Here is an 18,751-nt window from a genome sequence, read left to right on the forward strand (position 1 = left end):
CATGGGAATGGTGACGTTCGTCGACGAGACGACAAGTGGGGACCGCGCTGCGGGCTGGGGGCTGGAGATCGCCGAGGAGCGGCTCGCACTGCGCGAGTTGATCCGGCGGCGGGTCTTCCAGGAGGTCGCCGAGTTCAACGCGCGTACGCCGGAGGTGTTCCAGGGGCTGGTGCAGCCCGAGGACACCGAGCGCGTGCTGAACGGATACGCGTTGCGGACACCCCGCCGGATAGACCCCGAGGCCCAGACGGATTTGGCGCTCAAGGCCTTCGCGGGGAACGGGTTCCTGGTGCTGGTGGGGGACCGGCAGCTCACCGACCTCGACGAGGAGATCGAGCTGGCGCTCGGCACCGAGGTCACGTTCCTGAAGCTCGTCGCGCTGGTGGGTGGCTGATGACGTCGATGCGATCGCACAAGCAGAAGATCCGCAACCAGATCGCCGCGGGGAACATGGGCAGACTCGCCGACGAGGCGCTGAAGGCCGCTGTCGCCAACCACGGCTTCTGGGGTGACGACTGGGGCGAGATCTTCGACGCCCTGCGCAGCCTGCCCATGGAGGAGCGTCGTCGGCTCGCCCACGCCCTCATCGAGCGCTTCCACTCGCTCGGCACCGAGCCGGAGACCCGGCAGAAGGTGCTGACGCTGCTCGGCATCATCGCCCGTGACCTGCCCGACGACTTCTTCCTGCCCACCGAGCGGCTGGCGGAGCTGGAAGCGCTCGGCGCCCGGCACTCCTTCTGGCACGCCACGCGCCTCGACCTCCTGGCGGAGGCGGAGCTCGCGACCGGGAGACAGCTCGCACCCTCCGTCGTGGCCGTCCTCCGTCGTACGGCCCTGGTCGCCTACCGCGCGGAGCACCTCGTGGAGTTGGTCAGGAAGCTCACCACCCCTGTCCTCAACGTCGGCGAGGCGTGGGCCGATCACGCCATGGAGCAGCTCACCGGCTCGGACGACGACCCCTGGCACGCCCTGCTCGTCCACGCGCTCACGGCCACCGCCTCCAAGCCCAGCGCCAAGTGGGACAAGCAGGCCCAGGCCCTCATCGACACCATCGGAGCGGACCGGGTCGGGCAGACCGTGCTGTCCTGGCTCGCCCTCGTCGGCCGCCCGCGCACCATCCCGCTGGAACGCCAGAGCTACGAGCCGGACATCAACAACGCCTACGACCCCTACAACGCCAACGCCCTGCGCGGACTCACCTGGCTGCTGTCCCTCCTGCCGCCGCACCCCGACACGGCCCGGGCGCTGGGCGCGCTCGTCGAGACCTCCCTCAAGAAGGTCGCCGGAATGGGCCCGCGCAACCCGAAGGTCGCCAACGCGGGCGTCATCGCGCTCTCCCGCGTCGACAGCGAGGCCGCCCTCGCCGAACTGGCCCGCCTGGCCACCCGGGTGACGTACAAGAACACGGCGAAGCTGCTCGACGTGGCGCTGGAGGCCCGCGCCACCGCGCTCGGCCTGAGCAGGGAGGAGATCGAGGAGCTAGCCGTCCCGGCGTACGGGCTCACCGAGGTGGGGCGTGCCCGGCACCAACTCGGGGACGTCACCGCCCTCATCGAGGTCCACGGCACCAAGTCCGTGCTCGGCTGGCGCAACGCGGCAGGCAAGGAGGTCAAGAGCGTGCCCGCCGCCGTCAAGCGGGACCACGCCGACGAGCTCACGGAGCTCAAGGCCGCCGCCAAGGACATCGACAGGATGCTCTCGGCGCAGGCGGAGCGGCTCGACCGCCAGTTCCTGGCCCGGCGCACCTGGGCGTACGACGCCTGGCGCGAGCGCTACATCGACCACCCGCTGGTCGGCACCCTCGCCCGGCGCCTCCTGTGGACGGTCGACGGCAGACCGGTCGGGTTCGCCGACGGCGAGCTGCGCACACTCACCGACGACCCGGTGACCACGGGTTCGGAGGTCGAGCTCTGGCACCCGGTGGGACACGAACCCGCCGAGGTCGTCGCCTGGCGCGACTGGCTGGAACGGCACGAGATCACCCAGCCGTTCAAGCAGGCCCACCGCGAGGTGTACCTGCTCACCGACGCCGAGCGCGCCACGGGCACCTACTCGAACCGTTTCGCGGCACATGTGCTTCGGCAGCACCAGTTCAACTCGCTGGCCGCGATCAGGGGTTGGCGCAACAAGCTCCGGCTGTGCGTCGACGACTCGGCTCCGCCGGCCGGCCGGGAGCTGCCCCAGTGGGGCCTGCGCGCCGAGTACTGGATCGAGGGCGACGGCGAGGAGTACGGCGAGGACACCACGGAGTCCGGCAGCTACCTGCGGCTGCGCACCGACCAGGTCCGCTTCTACCCGATCGACGCCCCGGAGAACTCGGCGCACTGCTACGGCGGCGAGTACAGCATGTGGCTGAGGGACGGGCAGGACCCGGTCGAGCCCCTGCCCCTCACCGAGATCCCACCCCTCGTCCTCTCCGAAGTCCTGCGCGACGTCGACCTGTTCGTGGGTGTCGCGAGCGTCGGCAACGACCCGACCTGGCAGGACGGCGGCCCCGGCGGCCGCTTCCAGGAGTACTGGTCGGGGTACAGCTTCGGCGAGCTGAACCAGAGCGCCGAGACCCGCCGGGCCCTCCTCGACCGCCTGATCCCACGGCTCGCGATAGCCGACCGCTGCACCCTGGAGGGCCGCTTCCTGCACGTGAAGGGCGAGCGCCACACGTACAAGATCCACCTCGGCTCAGGCAACATCCTCATGACCCCGAACGACCAGTACCTGTGCATCGTCCCGAAGTCCGCGACGACTCCCCAGACCGGCTACCTGCCGTACGAGGGAGACCGCACCCTCGCCGTCATCCTCAGCAAGGCGATGATGCTGGCCAAGGACACGGAGATCACGGACCCGACGATCCTCAGCCAGCTGTAGCCGGTACCGGGACGTCGAACGCGGCCCCCGCCATCCGCAGGACGTACGGCAGTTCCGGGGCCCGGTCCGTCGGGTTGAGGGCGTAGACGAGGAGGCGACGGAGATCGCGGGTGGCGAAGGCGCCGCTCGTGTAGCCGGGGACGTGCCCGCTCTTGCCCCAGACGACCGTGCCGTCGGCGAACTCGGTGCGCTGGAGCCCGCCGTAGCTGAACTGCTTGTCGCCGGATGCCACGGCGGGCATCCGGAACAGGTCCTTCTGCTGGGCCGGCGGGAGGAGACGGCCGCGGTACAGGGCCGTGAAGAAGCGTGCCAGATCGGGGGCGTTGGAGATCATGCCGCCCTCCGCCCAGCCGTACGGGTTCTGGACGCTCACGTCCTTGAGCTCGCCGGAGTCGGGGACCACGACAAGGCCGCGTGTGTAGGGCGCCGGGATCGACCGGTCGTCGAGGGCCGGGACGTACGTGTCGCGCAGACGGAGGGGTTCCAGGATGCGGGTGCGGACCTCGGAGCCGTACGCGTGCCCGGTCACCTGCTCGATGATCAGACCCGCGATGAAGTAGTTGATGCCGTTGTACCGCGTGGCCTTGCCCGGTTCCGTCGGCTCTCCGCAGGCCAGGGAGGCGTCCACGGCCTCGCGCGGTGACATGTTCTCCGTGGCGCAGGTCATGATCTGCAGGCCGCTGGTGTGGCTGAGCAACTGGCCCACGGTGACGGGGTAGTAGCCGGCCGGCAGAAGGCCAGGCATCAACTCCTGCACCGTGTCGTCCAGCGTCAGCCGTCCCTCGGCGGCCAGTTGGAGCAGGACGGTCGACGTGAAGATCTTCGTGACACTGCCGATCCTGAAGTGCGCGTCGGCGGCCGGCACGGACGGACCGGCCGTACCCGCCCAGCGACCGTCCGTCCCGGACATCCGGATCAGCCCGCCCATCACGTTCTCATCGGGCAGCCCGGCGAGCGCCGCCCGCAACGCCTCCTTGTCGAGCCCCCGGTCACTCTTGTCGAGCCCTCGGTCACCACGGACCACCCCGTGCCCGGGACCCGCGGCCATCGCCGGCACGGTCCCCGCCACCATCACGGCCGCCACCGCCCCGGCGGCGGCCGCCGTCCTCCAACGCCTCTTGTGTCCACGTAAGTTCGCCATGCCCACCAGCCTCGCGCCGCACATCCCTCCCTTCCATCGGGAAGATCCCGGACACGACCCTGACCTCACCCTGAGCCTGTCCCTGCCCGGCACGGGACCTGTTATGGAGGCTTCCATACCCTTCAGGCTGATTGCGGGAGGGGGAGCCGGTGGGGCCGTCGAGGCGGATGACGGAGTGGAAGTGGACCAGGCCGCTCTGCTGGTACTCGGCGAGTGAGGGTAGGGGTGCGGATGCGGGTGTAACCGGGGCGGCCCTGTATCGCCATCACCGTGACCCCGATATAGGCGGGGTCCTTCGAGGTCACCGGGTTGGCATCGGGCTAGGTGCAGATGCCTCACCCAGCGCGACTACCGCGGCCCCCACCCTCTTCTGCGCGAAGGACAGCCCGATGGGGCACACATCACGGATGGAGGTGGGGATGGCGTCGCCGGTGGTCTTCCGGCTGATCGGGATCACCAGGATGCCGACGTTGCGGCCAGGCTTGACCAGGCCCTCCACCAGCCTGGCGTCCTCCGCCGTCAGCGTGGCCGGCCGCCTGGTGCTGACGTCGCTGCCCTTTGCACTCGCGGAAGAAAGTGTGCGCCTCGTCGATGATCAGGACCGTAAGCGGCCACTGTGGTGACGGGCGGACGTGCCACATGTTCTTCACGCCCCGCACGTCACGGTCGGTGCCAGAGTGCCACCTGTAACCGGATTCCCACGAACCAGCGGGCCCGGAGCCGCCGAGTCTCCTCGACTCAGTCCCGCTTCGGCTGCCCGGCAGCGAGGATCTCCGCCACGTCGAGCGTGACCTTGGCGCCGATCGAGTCGGGCAGGGTGACCTGCTGCCCGGGAGCGTGGACCCGGTGTTCGTCGTACCCGTTGGAGATCGGCTCGGTGAGGACGTGCAGGCGGTTGTGCTTGCGGTCGACGATCACGTACACGGGCACCTTGGCATTGGCGTACGCCGTGACCTTGGTGCGCAGATCCGTCTGGTAGTTGCTGGAGGTGACTTCCAGGACGAGACGGAAGGGGAGCGGTTCGTAGCAGTTGTTCTCAATGTAGTGCTCTTCGAAGTCGGCGTCGACCACGGCGAGGTCCGGGACCGAGTAGTCCTCGGGGCCGTCGGGAAGCCATAGGCCCACACCTTGGACCACCTCTGTCTCGCCGCCGTCGAGACCGGCCGTCATGAAGGGACTCATGAGCTTGGTCAAGGCGCGGGCGTGAGCTCCGTCCGGGGGTGGCGTCACGAGGATCTGGCCTCCGATGATCTCGACGCGGTAGCCCGGATTGCGGTCCATGAGCCGGTTGGCCTCCGCGGTGAGCGGCCGGTCGCCGTGCGGCCCCTCGACAGGTGCTGCGGACATCACGTGCCTCCTGTGGGCTGGTGTCGAGAGCATCATCGTAGGCCGAGTGCGCGCCAGGTGTCCGGTACCGAGTGGCGTCACCCGAACGTGTGGTCGGCGCTTCGAGATCCTGAGGCCGTCGGCGCGGGGGTGGCGGGATCACGCCACGACAGAACGGGGCCTTGCCTCCGCCGATGCGGAGGCAAGGCCCCGTCGTGGTGTCGAAAGACGTCAGAAGCGGCGCGTGATCAGCGCCCTCTTCACTTCCTGGATCGCCTTGGTGACCTCGATGCCTCGGGGGCAGGCGTCCGTGCAGTTGAACGTGGTGCGGCAGCGCCAGACGCCGTCCTTGTCGTTCAGGATCTCCAGGCGCTGCTCGCCCGCCTCGTCACGCGAGTCGAAGATGAAACGGTGCGCGTTGACGATCGCGGCCGGGCCGAAGTACTGGCCGTCGTTCCAGAAGACCGGGCAGGAGGAGGTGCAGGCCGCGCAGAGGATGCACTTCGTGGTGTCGTCGAAGCGCTCGCGGTCCTCCGCCGTCTGGAGGCGTTCCCGGGTCGGCTCGTTCGTGTCCTTCGTGATGAGGAAGGGCATGACGTCGCGGTACGCCTGGAAGAACGGCTCCATGTCCACGACCAGGTCCTTCAGGACCGTCAGGCCCTTTATGGGCTCGACCGTGATGGGCTTCTCGGGGTTGAGGTCCTTGATCAGCGTCTTGCAGGCGAGGCGGTTCCTGCCGTTGATCCGCATGGCGTCCGAGCCGCAGATGCCGTGCGCGCAGGACCGGCGGAAGGTGAGGGTGCCGTCCAGGTCCCACTTGATCTTGTGCAGCGCGTCCAGGACGCGCTCCTTCGGGTCGATCTCCAGCTGGAAGTCTTCCCAGACCGCCTCCGCCGAGAGCTCGGAGTTGAAGCGGCGGATGCGGAAGGTGGCCGTGATGTACGGGGAGTCGGCGAAACCGGGCTCGGGGGTGCCGGCCGCGTCCGCCTTGTCCAGGGTAGGGGTAGCCATCAGTACTTACGCTCCATCGGCTGGTAGCGGGTCTGGACGACCGGCTTGTAGTCGAGACGGATGGACTCGGTGCCGTCGTCGCCGACCTCGCGGTACGCCATGGTGTGGCGCATGAAGTTGACGTCGTCGCGGTTCGGGTAGTCCTCGCGGTAGTGACCGCCGCGGGACTCCTTGCGGGCGAGGGCGGAGACCGCCATGACCTCGGCCAGGTCCAGGAGGTTGCCGAGCTCGACGGCCTCCAGCAGGTCGGTGTTGAACCGCTTGCCCTTGTCCTGGATCGAGACGTTCCGGTAGCGCTCGCGCAGCTCCGCGATCTTCTCCACGGCCGTCTTGATCGTCTGCTCGGTGCGGAACACCATGACGTTGGCGTCCATGCACTCCTGCAGCTCGCGGCGGATGTCCGCCACGCGCTCGTTGCCCGTGGACGACCGCAGCCGCTCGATCTGCTCGACGACCAGGGACTGGGGCTCCTCCGGCAGCTCGACGTGCGCGGCCGTCTTCGCCGAGTACTCCGCCGCCGCGATACCCGCGCGACGCCCGAACACGTTGATGTCCAGGAGGGAGTTCGTGCCCAGGCGGTTCGCGCCGTGGACGGACACGCAGGCGACCTCGCCGGCCGCGTACAGGCCCGGGACGACCGTGGTGTTGTCCGACAGGACCTCACCCTCGACGTTCGTCGGGATGCCGCCCATCGCGTAGTGCGCGGTGGGCTGGATCGGGATCGGGTCCGTGTACGGCTCGATGCCCAGGTAGGTGCGGGCGAACTCGGTGATGTCCGGGAGCTTGGCGTCCAGCTGCTCCGGCGGGAGGTGCGTGAGGTCGAGGTAGACGTGGTCCGCCTCGGGACCGCAGCCGCGGCCCTCGCGGATCTCCGTGTAGATGGACCTCGACACCACGTCTCGCGACGCCAGGTCCTTCATCACCGGCGCGTACTTCTCCATGAAGCGCTCGCCGTCCTTGTTGCGGAGGATGCCGCCCTCGCCGCGGGCGCCCTCCGTCAGCAGGATGCCCATGCGCCAGATGCCGGTCGGGTGGAACTGGAAGAACTCCATGTCCTCCAGCGGCAGGCCGCGACGGTAGACCGCCGCCTGTCCGTCACCCGTCAGCGTGTGCGCGTTCGACGTCACCTTGAAGAACTTGCCCGTGCCGCCGGACGCGTAGATCACGGCCTTCGCCTGGAAGACGTGGATCTCACCGGTCGCCAGTTCGTACGCGACGACACCGGCCGAGTGCTTGACGCCGTCGATCTCGGTGATGAGCTGGTCGAGGACGTAGAACTCGTTGAAGAACTCGACGCCCTCCTTCACGCAGTTCTGGTACAGCGTCTGGAGGATCATGTGGCCGGTGCGGTCGGCCGCGTAGCAGGACCGGCGGACCGGGGCCTCGCCGTGGTTGCGGCTGTGACCGCCGAAGCGGCGCTGGTCGATGGTGCCGTCCGGCGTGCGGTTGAACGGCAGGCCCATCTTCTCCAGGTCGAGGACCGCGTCGATGGCCTCCTTCGCCAGGATCTCGGCGGCGTCCTGGTCGACCAGGTAGTCACCGCCCTTGACCGTGTCGAAGGTGTGCCACTCCCAGTTGTCCTCCTCCACGTTGGCCAGCGCGGCGGCCATGCCGCCCTGCGCGGCGCCCGTGTGGGAGCGGGTGGGGTAGAGCTTCGTGAGCACGGCGGTACGGCTGCGCTTCGTCGCTTCGATCGCGGCGCGCATGCCGGCGCCGCCCGCGCCGACGATGACTGTGTCGTACTTGTGGATCTTCATGATTCTCGTAGCCCCGGATCTAGCGGATGTTCGGGTCGAAGGTGAAGATCACCAGCGTGCCCAGCAGGATGGTGAACACCGTGGCCGTGTAGAGCAGGCCCTTGAGCCACAGCCGGGTGTTCGCGCGCTCCGCGTAGTCGTTGATGACCGTGCGCAGGCCGTTGGCGCCGTGCAGCATCGCCAGCCACAGCATCAGCAGGTCCCACGTCTGCCAGAACGGGGACGCCCAGCGGCCCGCCACGAAGGCGAAGCCAATCTTGGAGACGCCTCCGTCGAGGACGAGCTGGATCAGCAGGTGGCCGATGACGAGGACGACGAGGACGATGCCGGACAGACGCATGAAGAGCCATGCGGCCATCTCGAAGTTGCCACGGGTGGACTTCGGGGTCTTCTTCGTCCGCTTGCGCGGGGCCTCGATCAGGGGCGCCGGGTTGTCGACGCTGTAGAGGGACGAGCCCTCGACGGGGCCGATGCCGGAGGCGGCGGTCTTCTCAGTGGTGGACATTGTTGGCGTCAGCTCCCGAAGACTTCACGAGCGGCGTGGCCGAGTACGGGGTACAGGGCCCCGACCATCAGCACGACCCAGATGCCGACCACGGTCCAGAGCATCTGCTTCTGGTAGCGCGGTCCCTTCGACCAGAAGTCGACGGCGATCACACGCAGGCCGTTGAGCGCGTGGAAGAGGATGGCGGCGACGAGGCCGTACTCCAGCAGCGCGACGATCGGCGTCTTGTAGGTGGCTACGACCTTGTCGTAGTCCTCGGGGGAGACACGGACAAGAGCGGTGTCCAGCACGTGTACGAACAGGAAGAAGAAGATGAGGACGCCGGTGACTCGATGAGCCACCCATGACCACATTCCTTCCCGGCCGCGGTACAGCGTTCCAGCCGGCACGGAAGAACCCTCCGGGAGCGGGGATTGGGGCCGCGCCGGCTTCTGTGTCGGACGGGCCCGGCCGGGTACGGTCCACCGGCCCTGGCCATCGTAGCGACGTGTTGTCGGAACGTTTACGGCGGGCCTACCGATGTGATCGAACCGGCAGTCATATGGGACACGGACGGGCTACCCCGTAGGTGAGGCGGGGGCGGCACCCGGGCCTCTAAGAGACCGCGCAGTTGCCTGCGGCCCTGAACGACCTGGTGAGGCGGCCCCTTGCCAGGCGGCGGAGTTCTTCGGCCGTCAGGACTCGTTCCTCGTCCGGATCGTTTGTCAATCGTGATCGGATTCCGGCCAGGACCTGGTCGAGGGCCTCCTCGGGGGCCGTGTCGTCCAGGCAGATGACGAAGACGTGGCCGAAACGGCTCTCGTAGGCGGCGTGGGCGGCGCTCAGGGCGGTGTGGGCCGCGGAGTACGCGCCTTCCGGGAGGAGCGTGAGGGATTCGCAGGCCAGGGCCTCGGCGAGATCGCCGGGGGTCAGGTCGTACGCCGCCTCGTCGGCCGCGGCCAGCAGGGCGTCCAGGTCGGGGTACGGGCGGTGGGCGGCGATCCGGCGGGCCCAGTGGTGGCTGCCGCAGCAGGCGAGGAGGGCGCGCTCGGCCTCGTCGGAGGGCATGCCGTTGAACCGGTCCAGGCCGGTGGGACGGGCTCCGGTGGGATCCGGCGCCGAGCGGGTCTGCCCCGGCAGTTCCGAGGGCCCCGAGGGCCCCGAGGGCCCCGAGCGCTCCGACTGGTCGGTCGCTTCGGTCGCTTCGGACGGTTCCGGAATGGCGACGGCCCGGCCGGGGAGGCGGGAAGGACGGTGCGCGGGCAGCGTGGGTTCCTCGGCGGTTCGGTGACGCTCGGAAGTGCGCCACGCGTGGTTCGGCAGGGGGTCAAGTGAGAGATGTGTCATCACGCTATCGAGGAGTGACGCGACCTGTCCGACGGATGCCCGAATATCACCCGTAAGAGAGAGTTTAAGAACGTGCGGTGGACGGCGGCCCCGGGTGACGGGGCCTAGGTTCACAGTGAAGGTACAGCGTACGAGAGTGATCGCAGGAGGGTGAGTGGTCTGTGGTGAACGGGCGTGGGCGCAGGGCATCGCGGTCCCTGCCGGGCGGCAGGAGGACTCTGCTGGTCGGTGCGGGCGTGGCGGTCGCGGCGGGTGCCGCGCTGACCGTCGGGCTCTGGCCGAGCGGTGACTCCGGCGCGCCCTCGTCCCAGCGGCCCTCCGGCGGGAGAACCGCCCTGGCGCCGACACCGTCCACTTCGCCCACTCCGTCACCCAGTCGGACGTATCCGCTCTCGAAGACTCCTCGGACCATCCCGGCCGTACGGGAGCACATCCCGGCGCGCGGGCCCGGCTGGCGTCCCGCGAAGGGCGGGCGGGTCGTCGTGGGCGACGACGCGCTCGCGGACGAGGGGCGGCTGCTAGCCGGCGAGCTGGGCCTGGCCTACGCGGGCTCCGGCGGAGCGCGGGCCGGGGACGTGGAGCTGGGCCTCACCGACGAGGACGCGAACGCCGAGTCGTACACGCTGGCCGTGAAGGACGGGCGGGTGCGGATCAGCGGGACGGCCGAGGCGGGTGTCTTCTACGGCACGCGCACGCTCAAGCAGGAGGTGCGCGCGGGCGGCACGGCGCCCGAGGGAGTCGTACGGGACTCGCCGGCCAAGCCGCAGCGCGGGTTCATGCTGGACATCGCGCGCAAGCACTTCACGGCCGGGTGGATCGAGGACCGGATCCGTGAGCTGGGGGACCTGAAGTACAACCAGCTCGGGCTGCACTTCTCCGACGACCAGGGCTTCCGGATCGCCTCCGACTCGCATCCCGAGGTCGTGTCGAAGCAGCATCTGTCGAAGGCGGAGGTGCGGCGCATCCTCGCGCTCGCGGCGAGCCGGCACATCACCGTCGTGCCCGAGATCGACTCGCCCGGCCACCTGGGCGCGGTGCTCGCCGCCCACCCGGACCTCCAGCTCCGCAACGTGCAGGGGGTGGTCTCGCAGGGCTCGCTCGACATCTCCAAGCCCGCCTCCGCGAAGATCGTGGACGACCTGCTGAACGAGTACGCGGACCTCTTCCCCGGGCGGTACTGGCATCTCGGCGCCGACGAGTACCGGGCGCTGACGGTGTCGAACCCGGCCTCCTCGTATCCGCAGCTGGCCGCCGCCGCGAAGGACAAGTACGGCTCGGGCGCCGGCATCGCGGACCTCGCGACCGGGTGGCTCAACGACCGGGCCGGTGTGATGCGCGGGCACGACCGGACCCCGCGGGCCTGGAACGACGGGTTCTTCGCCGGGGGCGCCGTGCAGGCCGACGACGACATCCAGGTCGCGTACTGGACGGGCAAGGAGATCGGCGCGCGGCAGCCGGCCGAGTACCTGCGGGCCGGGCGCGAGCTTGTCAACTACAACGACGAGTACCTGTACTACGTGCTCGGGCAGCCCAACGCCTTCGTCTACCCGACCGGGCAGCGCATCTACGAGCAGTGGACCCCGCTCGTCGTGCGCGGTACGACGCCGGTGCCACGGGAGTACGACGACCAGATCCTCGGCGGCTACTTCGCCGTCTGGTGCGACCTCTCCGGCTCGCAGACGCAGGACCAGGTGGCGGCCGGGATCCGGATGCCGCTGCGAGCGCTGACACAGAAGCTGTGGGATCCGCGGAAGCCGGGGATGCCGTGGGCGGAGTTCAAGGAGCTCGCGGGGAAGCTGGGCTGAGGATACGGACGAGGCGTACGTGACGGTCGTGTCGCGTGGACGTCAACACCCAGGTGGCGGTATGCAGGACGAAAAGGCCTGGCCTGGATCACGCGCCGGTGTGGTGTAGTTGCGGCGGCTTGCCCGTTTCGGTGGCGAACTGCCGTGCGTGTGTGGTGTATTCACGCTGGCCGAACCGATACACCGGGGGAGCGGGATGGGCTACTGGGGATATTTCGTCGTAGGCAGGAGCGAGCAGCCGCTCGCGGAACTGGAGGCGCTGTCGGGCGCGACGGGCCTGACGCTGCACCAGACGGCGGACGACGGCTGGCAGGTGTGGGAGTACCCGAACGCTCCCGACGACCCTGCCAAGGGTGACGTCGGCAACATGAACGACCTGGCCGAGGAGACGGGCGCGCCCGCGCTCTTCGGGTACGTGATGGACAGTGACTGCGTGGTCGTCGAGGCGGCCGCGCCCGAGAGCGGCGCCTGGACGACCTGCCTGGACAGGGACGCGATGGCCGGGTACCTCGGCGGCAACGAGGACGGGCTGGCCGTCGACGACTTCTTCCTCGAACCGCACGACGCCGTCGGACGGGCCGTCGCCTGGGCCGCCGAATCGGGGCGTCCCGTGCCCGAGGAACCCCTGCTCGACGTGCTCACCGCCGACGCCGATCCGTCGGCCGAGATGCTTTTCTTCCGATTTCTGGACCGGCTCGGCGTCGTCCCCATGTAGATTTCGGCCAACTCGCAGTGTGACGTTCCGGCCACAGTGCACGCAGTAAGGGGAAGTGCGGGCTCCGTTACCAGAGGCGGCCCCACCGAGGGAGGCGTGATGAGCCTGGTGGAACTGATCGCTCAGGCCGACGAGCGTGGTCTTGCGGCGAGCGGCCTGGCGTGTCTGGACCGGTGCGTGCCGCTGTTGGGCGGGGACGACGAGATCCTGCGGCCGTTGTGGGCGAGCCTTGCCGAGAGCGAGGCGTGGGGTGAGGACTGGGGGGAGCGGGTCGAGCAGGCGCGCGCCAAGCTCGATGTGCCGGGTTTCCCGGCGGGCGGGGGGTTCGCCGAGGGGGAGGCCGCCGTCCTTGCTCAGCGGATGCTCGGTGCCGTTCCCGTGGACCGGGGCGCCGGGAACCTTCGCGAGTGGGCGGATGCCTGTTCCGTCGCGGCGCTTCAGATCCACCGGCTGCTCGATGCCGCGAGCGACGGGGCGTCCTCTGTGACAGCTCGGCGTGAGGGGCGTACGCAGGACATGTCGCCGCTCGTCGCGGCCGAACTGCGGCGGCAGATCGCCATCCTGGAGCTGCTCTCCGCCCATGGTCCGGCGGGGCTGCGCCAGGCGCTCGACCTGTCGACGGAGGGCCGTCGAGTCCTGCGCGCGGTCGTCTCACGCCGGGCCCGCGGGCGGGTCTGAGGGGTTCCTCGCCCCCGCCGCCCCTACCCGTCCCATCCCTGGGGGCTGCCGCCCCCAGACCCCCGCATCGGCCTGAACGGCCTTGTCCTCAAACGCCGGACGGGCTGAAATCAGCCCCTCCGGCGTTTGAGGAGCGGGGGTTCGGGGGCGGAGCCCCTGAGTCAGGGACGGGAATGGGTAGGGGCGGCGGGGGCGAGAAAAAGCCGGGACCCACACGCGTGGGCCCCGGCTCTCCCGCGTGGGACTACGGGGTCAGGAACTGGCCCAGGCGGCCCGCCGTCGGCGAGGTGAGTTGGGTTACGCCGTAGTAGACCGACTTGGCGACGGAGACGCCCGAGGCCGTCGTCGGGAGGTAGAGGAGCGTGCCGTTGCCCGTGTCCTCGCCCTCCGCGCCGATGAGGAGATGAGCGCGGCCGTGGCCCGAGACGTCCGTCAGGGAGACGGACGAGCCCAGCTTGTCGTCCTTCTCCGTGGAGCCGGCGATGCCCGTCGTGTCCTGGGAGTAGGACAGCGAACCGGTGCCCGTGAGGCCCGAAGAGGCACCCTTGAAGAGCCAGATCGCGCCCGCGTTGGCGCGGTTGGTGGTGCGGGTGATGTCCTCGTTCGGGGCGCCGGCGAGGACGTCCGCGTAACCGTCGGCGTTGAAGTCGCCCACGGAGACCGACGTGCCCAGCGCGTCGCCGGACTCGTTGGCGCCCGCGACCCCCGCGGTGTCCTGGGTGATCTTCGTCATCCCGGTCGTGGTGAAGCCGGTGGACGTGCCCGGAACCATGGTGACCTGGCCGCCGGAGATCGCGCCGGACTCCGTGGCGTACGGCTGCCCGATGACGATGTCGTCGTAGCCGTTGCCGTTCACGTCGCCCGAGGCGATGGAGCGGCCGCCCTTCACGGAGATCGTCGAAACCTTCGACAGGCCCAGCGACTTGGAGCCCTTGAACCAGGTGACCCTGCCGACGCCGGACGCGTCGCGGTAGTTGAGCGCCACGTCCGCGTAGCCGTCCCGGTTGAAGTCACCGCTCGTGGCGTCCGCGTACGAGAGGGCGCCGGAGACGGTGGTGAGGTCGCCCGCGACCTCGTGGCCGTCGTTGAAGCGGGCCGCCCAGTTGCCGCCCGTGCCGGTGGCCGCCGTGAAGACGTCCGCCTTGCCGTCGGCGTTGAAGTCGCCGACCGCGACCGTCGCGCCGAACCGCGCACCGGCCGGCTCGTAGTCGTCGCCCAGCGCCATGGTGTCGGCACCGGTGTCGAACTTCGGGCCGTACAGGATCGTCACCGCACCACGGTCGGCGTGGCCGGTCGTGTCGTCCTCGCCGGGTGCGCCGATCGCGAGGTCCGCGTAGCCGTCGGCGTTGATGTCGCCCCAGGCCGTGGCCGTGCCCCACTGGTCGCCGGACTCGGCGGCACCCGGAACGCCGGCGCTGCCCTGGTTGAGCTTCACCTTCGAGGCGGAGACGGGGCCGTTGACGCCGCCCGGCACGAGCGTGAGCCAGCCGCTGCCGACCTTGGGCGTGGCGGCGACGACGTCGCTGATGCCGTCACGGTTGAAGTCGGCCGTGGGGATCGCGGAGTTCTTGCCGGGGCTGGACGCGTACCGGCGGATCTCGCTCAGCTTCGAGTACAGGTTCTTGCCGGGGCACGCGGTGGCGAAGCCGTCGCGGTGGCCGGAGATGGTGTTCAGCGTGGCCTGCTGGCCCGCCTTCCACACCCCCGTGTCGGCGGCGGCGGTCAGCGTGACCTGGCCGCTCGGGTTGCCCCCGTACTGGCCCAGCTTCCACGCGGCGACGCGCGCCACGGACTCCAGGGCGGCCCGGGAAGGCTTGCCCGCGGCCTTCGCCGGAGTGGTGGAGGTGGCGGCAGCGCCCTCGAAGTCACCGAGGACGGCGATGCCCGCCGAGTCGCCGTTGAAGCCGTACGTGTGCGCGCCGCGCACCGGCAGGTCGATGCCGCCGCCGCGGCCCTCGAAGATCCGGCCGCACTTGTCGACCAGGAAGTTGTAGCCGAGGTCGTTCCACCCCTCGCTCTGCACGTGGTACGCCATGATGCCGCGCACCAGCGCCGGGGACTCGGCGCAGCTGTAGTCGTTCGTGCCGACCGTGTGGTGCACGAAGACCGCGCTGACCTTGTCGATGTACTCCGGCGGGTCCTTGACCATCGACTCGTCGGCGCCCCACTGGGCGCGGGAGACGATCGGCGGCTGCGCCACGTTGGACGGCGGCGGGGACGGCACCGGGTCGGGGGTCGGGGAAGCGGACTCCGACGGGCTCTCCGACGTGCTCTCGGTGGGCGTCGCCGGGGCGCTGGTCGTGGGCTCCGTACCCGTGGACTCCGTCGGTGACGGGGAGTCCGAGGCCGGGTCGGTCGGAGTCGGCGAGTCGGTCGGGTCCTCGGCGACGAAGGCGGCGTTCTCCAGGGAGGTGCCGGTCGTCGTGCCGAGCGCCTTGTTCTTCGCCTCGGCCGAGGTCACACCCGGGTCGACCAGGCTGACCTCAAGGCCCTTGGGCAGCGGGGAACTCGTCGAGCCGTCGGCCGCGACGACCCGTGCCTCGACGCCGTCGCTCGGGCCGACCCACAGCGGGTCGGAGGCGCCGCGGGCCTCCTTGGCGCCCGGCTCGGCCTTGTCGACCGGGTGCGGCTCCAGATCCAGGTTCTGCCAGCCGGTCCACTCACCCGTCGCCAGGTCGCGGGTGCGTACCTGGGCGGTGCCGTCCAGCTCGGTCTTCGCGCCGGTCCAGGTGACGCCGAGCAGCGAGAACTGAGCGGTGCTCGTCCGCTCGACCTCCCGCCGGCCCGTGCCGTCGCTCCGCATCGTGAGATCGTGCACCTTCACGGGCCGCTTACTGCGCGCGGTGTCCACGGCCGGGTCCGAGCTCGGGTTCGCGACGGCGTACGTCACGGCACCCGTCCCGCCCAGCACCACGGCCCCTATCGTCAGCCACGCTCTCCGCTTCAGACTCAGCGGCTTGTACGCATGGGTCGTCCGGCGACTCAATTACCCCACCCCTAGAAAAGCCTCACAAAAAACCCACCCGTCACTGGGGTGGCTTTCTAATTCAGCGGTAAGACGAGGTTAAACATCACCCAACAGGGGTGTGGGGTACGTCACTTCGCTTTCGCGCAGACGTCCGAAGGAGTCGGATGGTTGTACGGGTATCGCCGACTTGTCACGTGACCCTTGTCACTTCGGTGACGTGTGATGTTCCTGGAGCCCGCCCCGCTTGGTCTGCCAGAGGCAGATGCGTGAGCGGCGAGCCAGGGGGGCGGAAGCGGTGGAAAGGACAAGACTGTCAGCCGATCTGCGGATGCGGCGGCACGCGGCGGAGTTCGTACGGGACGTCACGGCCCGCAGCCGGCTGCCGCTGGACTACTCGGTCGCGAGCCTGCGGGTCGTCGACTTCATCGTCGACGGGCTGCGCAAGAGCGGCCGCGACCGCACGGCCGTGGGGCACGTGCTGTTCGGGCTCGGGGTGTACGCCGGTGAGGTGCTCGTCCGCCGGGCCGGTGCCGTGTGGGTCGAATTCGACGAGGAGCAGCGGGAGTTGTTCGGCCGGCCGGTGGGCGTGCGGATGCCGGACGGGCGGCTCTGGAATCCGCTGGGCAAGGTCGTGAAACGGTTCGAGGCGGGGGAGCGGGAGTCCCTTCGGACCTTCTATCTGCAACTGCACGGGCGGGCACGGCCCGGGCTGCCGGGGCTGCCCGCGCAGCCCGGGTCCGCCGAGGCGGGTGGGAGCGGCGGGACCGGTACTCGTGCCGGTCGTGGGACCGGTGCGGCGTTTGACGGGCTGTGACATTTCCGTGCCGTTCGACGCTGATGACCTTGGAGGCGCGCGGGCATGGCGACCCGCGCCCCGCGGTGCGGATTCGGTACGAACTCGGCGTGAACGAGGACACTGTTGGGCCAGGGAGGGGAACCCCGCCGCGGGCGGACGTCCGACGGTGAGCTGGGCGCGGCCGTCGCACGGGCGCAGGACGGGGACGAGGCCGCCTTCGCCGTCGCGTACCGGATCGTGCAGCCCGGACTGCTCGGGTATCTGCGGGGGCTGGTCGGCGACGAGGCGGAGGACGTGGCGTCGGACGCGTGGCTGGAGATCGCCCGGGACCTGGGGCGGTTCCGCGGCGACGGGGCGGGGTTCCGCGGCTGGACCGCGACCATCGCCCGGCACCGGGCCCTCGACCATCTGCGGCGGCTGAAGGTGCGGCCGCGGGCGTCCGCGCTGGAACAGGACATGCTCGACCTGCCCGGCCCGCACAGCACGCAGGACCAGGCACTGGAGTCCCTCTCCACGGAGTACGCGCTCGAACTCGTCTCGAGTCTCCCGCCCGACCAGGCCGAGGCCGTACTGCTGCGCGTCGTCGTCGGCCTCGACGGCCCCGCGGCCGCGCGCGTCCTCGGCAAACGTCCCGGCGCCGTACGCACCGCCGCGCACCGGGGCCTGAAACACCTCGCCCGCCGGCTGGGCGCGGAAGGTGTGACGGATGACGGGCCCAGCACGCTGGGGGAGTCGAGATGAACGGCAAGCAGTCCATGGCCGGCGAGGGTGGATACGGACATGCCTGAACAACACGGCCCCGACGGCCCTCCGAACCCCCCTGCCGCGAACCCGCCCGACCTCGGTGAACTGCTCGCCGCCGCCGTGCGCGGCGGCGCGGTCGACGTCGATGCCGAGAGGCGGGTGCTCGCCGCGTTCCGGGCGGCGCGCGACGAGGGGACGCACCGGGCGGCGGTGCGCAACCGGCGGCGGGACGACTGGCGGCCGGAGCGAGAGCGGCGGGGCGGCCGGCCGGTGCGGGCGACCCTGGTCGCGCTGGTGGCGAGCGTGACGCTCGGCGGGGTGGCGGTCGCGGCCATCGGCACGGGGGGCGGCGGAACGCGGGACGAGGGTGCCGAGCGGGGCGGGCCTCTGCCCACGAGCAGCGCTCCGACCGGCCCGACCGCCGCCGCGCCGGATCCGTCCGTGCCCGCGCAGGCCGACCGCGGTGTCCGCCGTCCGCCGTCCGCCCAGGAGACCGAGGCCCACTGCCGCGCGTACGACTCCGTCAGGAACCGCGGCAAGGCCCTCGACTCGACCGCCTGGCAGCGACTGATACAAGCCGCGGGCGGCGAGGAGAACGTCGAGGCGTACTGCGCCGAGCAGCTGGCCGAGAAGAAGGGGAAGAAGAAAGAGAACGAGAACGCCGGCGTGGGCAGGCCGGGCAAATCACCCAAGGCGTCCACGGCTCCCGGCAGCGGCGCCACGAAGAACCCGAAGAGTACGAAGAGCCCGAAGGGCAAGGCCGACTGACCAGGAGTGGCCGGGGGCGGTCGACAAAGGGTGAAAAGCGGGGCAAAGGCCCGGCCTCATCGTGCCGATGGCAACGGCCGGGGCCGCCACCCCCCACAGGAGAGGCCCCGGCCGTCGCGCGGCACGGGCCGCGCGGCGGCCCGTACTTGCTTCAGCGTCGAAGGTGCGTTTTGTGTCACACCCCACGCCGGAACGCGATAGTTGCACGTTGTACGGACATGGACGGGGAACGGTTTCACGCCGTAACGTGCCTTTCGCGCCGGACTGCGGCCGCGCTGAATCCACGAAGGATCCACGACCGCAACCATCGACTGAGCGACCACGGTGGTGGGCAACCACGTCCGCG

At 70.1% G+C, this 18,751-nt stretch carries 17 protein-coding genes; 9 read left to right on the plus strand and 8 right to left on the minus strand.

The window, feature by feature from the left end; all coding sequences use genetic code 11:
- Window position 1 precedes the first annotated feature (1 nt).
- Window positions 2-394 (plus strand): hypothetical protein, encoded by a 393-nt coding sequence (locus ACZ5VQ_RS04460; RefSeq protein ID WP_469103649.1) that lies wholly within the window; start codon window positions 2-4, stop codon window positions 392-394.
- On the plus strand, window positions 394-2,865 hold the full coding sequence (locus ACZ5VQ_RS04465) for a DUF4132 domain-containing protein (RefSeq protein WP_469103650.1): 2,472 nt from the start codon (window positions 394-396) through the stop codon (window positions 2,863-2,865). Before ACZ5VQ_RS04460 ends, ACZ5VQ_RS04465 begins: the two co-directional genes overlap by 1 nt.
- Here ACZ5VQ_RS04465 and ACZ5VQ_RS04470 read toward each other — a convergent pair.
- Window positions 2,852-4,006: a serine hydrolase domain-containing protein gene (locus ACZ5VQ_RS04470; RefSeq protein WP_469103651.1), complete on the minus strand. Its 1,155-nt coding sequence runs from the start codon at window positions 4,004-4,006 to the stop codon at window positions 2,852-2,854. The two genes, ACZ5VQ_RS04465 and ACZ5VQ_RS04470, sit on opposite strands and share 14 nt — an antisense overlap.
- A gap of 419 nt (window positions 4,007-4,425) precedes the next feature.
- Here ACZ5VQ_RS04470 and ACZ5VQ_RS04475 point away from each other — a divergent pair, with 419 nt between their 5' ends.
- Complete coding sequence (locus ACZ5VQ_RS04475; RefSeq protein WP_469103652.1) at window positions 4,426-4,629, plus strand: hypothetical protein; 204 nt, start codon at window positions 4,426-4,428, stop codon at window positions 4,627-4,629.
- 115 nt (window positions 4,630-4,744) lie between these two features.
- On the opposite strand, the gene ACZ5VQ_RS04480 is transcribed toward ACZ5VQ_RS04475, so the two are convergent.
- The 6 genes from ACZ5VQ_RS04480 to ACZ5VQ_RS04505 all read right to left on the minus strand — a co-directional run bounded on the left by ACZ5VQ_RS04480 (window position 4,745) and on the right by ACZ5VQ_RS04505 (window position 9,652).
- A complete protein-coding gene (locus ACZ5VQ_RS04480) occupies window positions 4,745-5,353 on the minus strand; it encodes a Uma2 family endonuclease (RefSeq protein ID WP_469103653.1) in 609 nt (202 codons plus the stop codon).
- A 210-nt stretch (window positions 5,354-5,563) separates the two neighbouring features.
- Window positions 5,564-6,343 (minus strand): succinate dehydrogenase iron-sulfur subunit, encoded by a 780-nt coding sequence (locus tag ACZ5VQ_RS04485; RefSeq protein WP_469103654.1) that lies wholly within the window; start codon window positions 6,341-6,343, stop codon window positions 5,564-5,566.
- The gene (sdhA, locus tag ACZ5VQ_RS04490; RefSeq protein ID WP_469103655.1) at window positions 6,343-8,100 is read right to left on the minus strand and encodes a succinate dehydrogenase flavoprotein subunit; all 1,758 of its coding nucleotides are present in this window, start codon (window positions 8,098-8,100) and stop codon (window positions 6,343-6,345) included. Before sdhA ends, ACZ5VQ_RS04485 begins: the two co-directional genes overlap by 1 nt.
- 19 nt (window positions 8,101-8,119) lie before the next feature.
- Entirely contained in the window at window positions 8,120-8,605 is a 486-nt protein-coding gene (locus ACZ5VQ_RS04495) for a succinate dehydrogenase hydrophobic membrane anchor subunit (protein ID WP_469103656.1), read from the minus strand.
- An 8-nt stretch (window positions 8,606-8,613) separates the two neighbouring features.
- Window positions 8,614-8,994 carry a succinate dehydrogenase, cytochrome b556 subunit gene (gene sdhC, locus ACZ5VQ_RS04500; RefSeq protein WP_079053671.1) on the minus strand — a complete coding sequence of 127 codons (381 nt, stop codon included), beginning with the start codon at window positions 8,992-8,994 and terminating at the stop codon, window positions 8,614-8,616.
- Window positions 8,995-9,199: 205 nt separating this feature from the next.
- Window positions 9,200-9,652 (minus strand): 2-oxo-4-hydroxy-4-carboxy-5-ureidoimidazoline decarboxylase, encoded by a 453-nt coding sequence (locus ACZ5VQ_RS04505; protein ID WP_469104057.1) that lies wholly within the window; start codon window positions 9,650-9,652, stop codon window positions 9,200-9,202.
- Window positions 9,653-10,149: 497 nt separating this feature from the next.
- Between ACZ5VQ_RS04505 and ACZ5VQ_RS04510 the strand changes: the two genes are divergently transcribed.
- From ACZ5VQ_RS04510 to ACZ5VQ_RS04520, 3 genes are all read left to right on the plus strand, one after another.
- Window positions 10,150-11,736 carry a beta-N-acetylhexosaminidase gene (locus ACZ5VQ_RS04510; protein ID WP_469104058.1) on the plus strand — a complete coding sequence of 529 codons (1,587 nt, stop codon included), beginning with the start codon at window positions 10,150-10,152 and terminating at the stop codon, window positions 11,734-11,736.
- Window positions 11,737-11,932: 196 nt separating this feature from the next.
- Window positions 11,933-12,451 carry a hypothetical protein gene (locus tag ACZ5VQ_RS04515; protein WP_200396253.1) on the plus strand — a complete coding sequence of 173 codons (519 nt, stop codon included), beginning with the start codon at window positions 11,933-11,935 and terminating at the stop codon, window positions 12,449-12,451.
- Between the two features lie 99 nt (window positions 12,452-12,550).
- Complete coding sequence (locus tag ACZ5VQ_RS04520; protein WP_469103657.1) at window positions 12,551-13,129, plus strand: hypothetical protein; 579 nt, start codon at window positions 12,551-12,553, stop codon at window positions 13,127-13,129.
- Window positions 13,130-13,373: 244 nt separating this feature from the next.
- Here the strand turns inward: ACZ5VQ_RS04520 and ACZ5VQ_RS04525 are convergent, their stop codons facing one another.
- Window positions 13,374-16,040: an FG-GAP-like repeat-containing protein gene (locus ACZ5VQ_RS04525; RefSeq protein ID WP_469104059.1), complete on the minus strand. Its 2,667-nt coding sequence runs from the start codon at window positions 16,038-16,040 to the stop codon at window positions 13,374-13,376.
- A 352-nt stretch (window positions 16,041-16,392) separates the two neighbouring features.
- Here ACZ5VQ_RS04525 and ACZ5VQ_RS04530 point away from each other — a divergent pair, with 352 nt between their 5' ends.
- The 3 genes from ACZ5VQ_RS04530 (at window position 16,393) to ACZ5VQ_RS04540 (ending at window position 18,405) form a co-directional block, all read left to right on the plus strand.
- The gene (locus ACZ5VQ_RS04530) at window positions 16,393-16,911 is read left to right on the plus strand and encodes a hypothetical protein (protein ID WP_469103658.1); all 519 of its coding nucleotides are present in this window, start codon (window positions 16,393-16,395) and stop codon (window positions 16,909-16,911) included.
- Window positions 16,912-17,016: 105 nt separating this feature from the next.
- Window positions 17,017-17,634, plus strand: a complete 618-nt coding sequence (locus ACZ5VQ_RS04535; RefSeq protein ID WP_469103659.1) for an RNA polymerase sigma factor — start codon at window positions 17,017-17,019, stop codon at window positions 17,632-17,634.
- 39 nt (window positions 17,635-17,673) lie between these two features.
- Window positions 17,674-18,405: a hypothetical protein gene (locus ACZ5VQ_RS04540; protein WP_469103660.1), complete on the plus strand. Its 732-nt coding sequence runs from the start codon at window positions 17,674-17,676 to the stop codon at window positions 18,403-18,405.
- The last annotated feature ends 346 nt before the right edge of the window (window positions 18,406-18,751 follow it).

This window comes from Streptomyces sp. NPDC033178 (assembly GCF_055577685.1).

Coding starts and splice junctions, on each gene's coding strand:
- ACZ5VQ_RS04505 (WP_469104057.1), bottom strand. CDS start 9,652: ATGCCCTCCGACGAGGCCGAGCGCGCCCTCCTCGCCTGCTGCGGCAGC.
- ACZ5VQ_RS04480 (WP_469103653.1), bottom strand. CDS start 5,353: ATGTCCGCAGCACCTGTCGAGGGGCCGCACGGCGACCGGCCGCTCACC.
- ACZ5VQ_RS04485 (WP_469103654.1), bottom strand. CDS start 6,343: ATGGCTACCCCTACCCTGGACAAGGCGGACGCGGCCGGCACCCCCGAG.
- ACZ5VQ_RS04495 (WP_469103656.1), bottom strand. CDS start 8,605: ATGTCCACCACTGAGAAGACCGCCGCCTCCGGCATCGGCCCCGTCGAG.
- ACZ5VQ_RS04460 (WP_469103649.1), top strand. CDS start 2: ATGGGAATGGTGACGTTCGTCGACGAGACGACAAGTGGGGACCGCGCT.
- ACZ5VQ_RS04465 (WP_469103650.1), top strand. CDS start 394: ATGACGTCGATGCGATCGCACAAGCAGAAGATCCGCAACCAGATCGCC.
- ACZ5VQ_RS04540 (WP_469103660.1), top strand. CDS start 17,674: ATGCCTGAACAACACGGCCCCGACGGCCCTCCGAACCCCCCTGCCGCG.
- ACZ5VQ_RS04520 (WP_469103657.1), top strand. CDS start 12,551: ATGAGCCTGGTGGAACTGATCGCTCAGGCCGACGAGCGTGGTCTTGCG.
- ACZ5VQ_RS04470 (WP_469103651.1), bottom strand. CDS start 4,006: ATGGCGAACTTACGTGGACACAAGAGGCGTTGGAGGACGGCGGCCGCC.
- ACZ5VQ_RS04515 (WP_200396253.1), top strand. CDS start 11,933: ATGGGCTACTGGGGATATTTCGTCGTAGGCAGGAGCGAGCAGCCGCTC.
- sdhA (WP_469103655.1), bottom strand. CDS start 8,100: ATGAAGATCCACAAGTACGACACAGTCATCGTCGGCGCGGGCGGCGCC.
- ACZ5VQ_RS04475 (WP_469103652.1), top strand. CDS start 4,426: ATGGCGTCGCCGGTGGTCTTCCGGCTGATCGGGATCACCAGGATGCCG.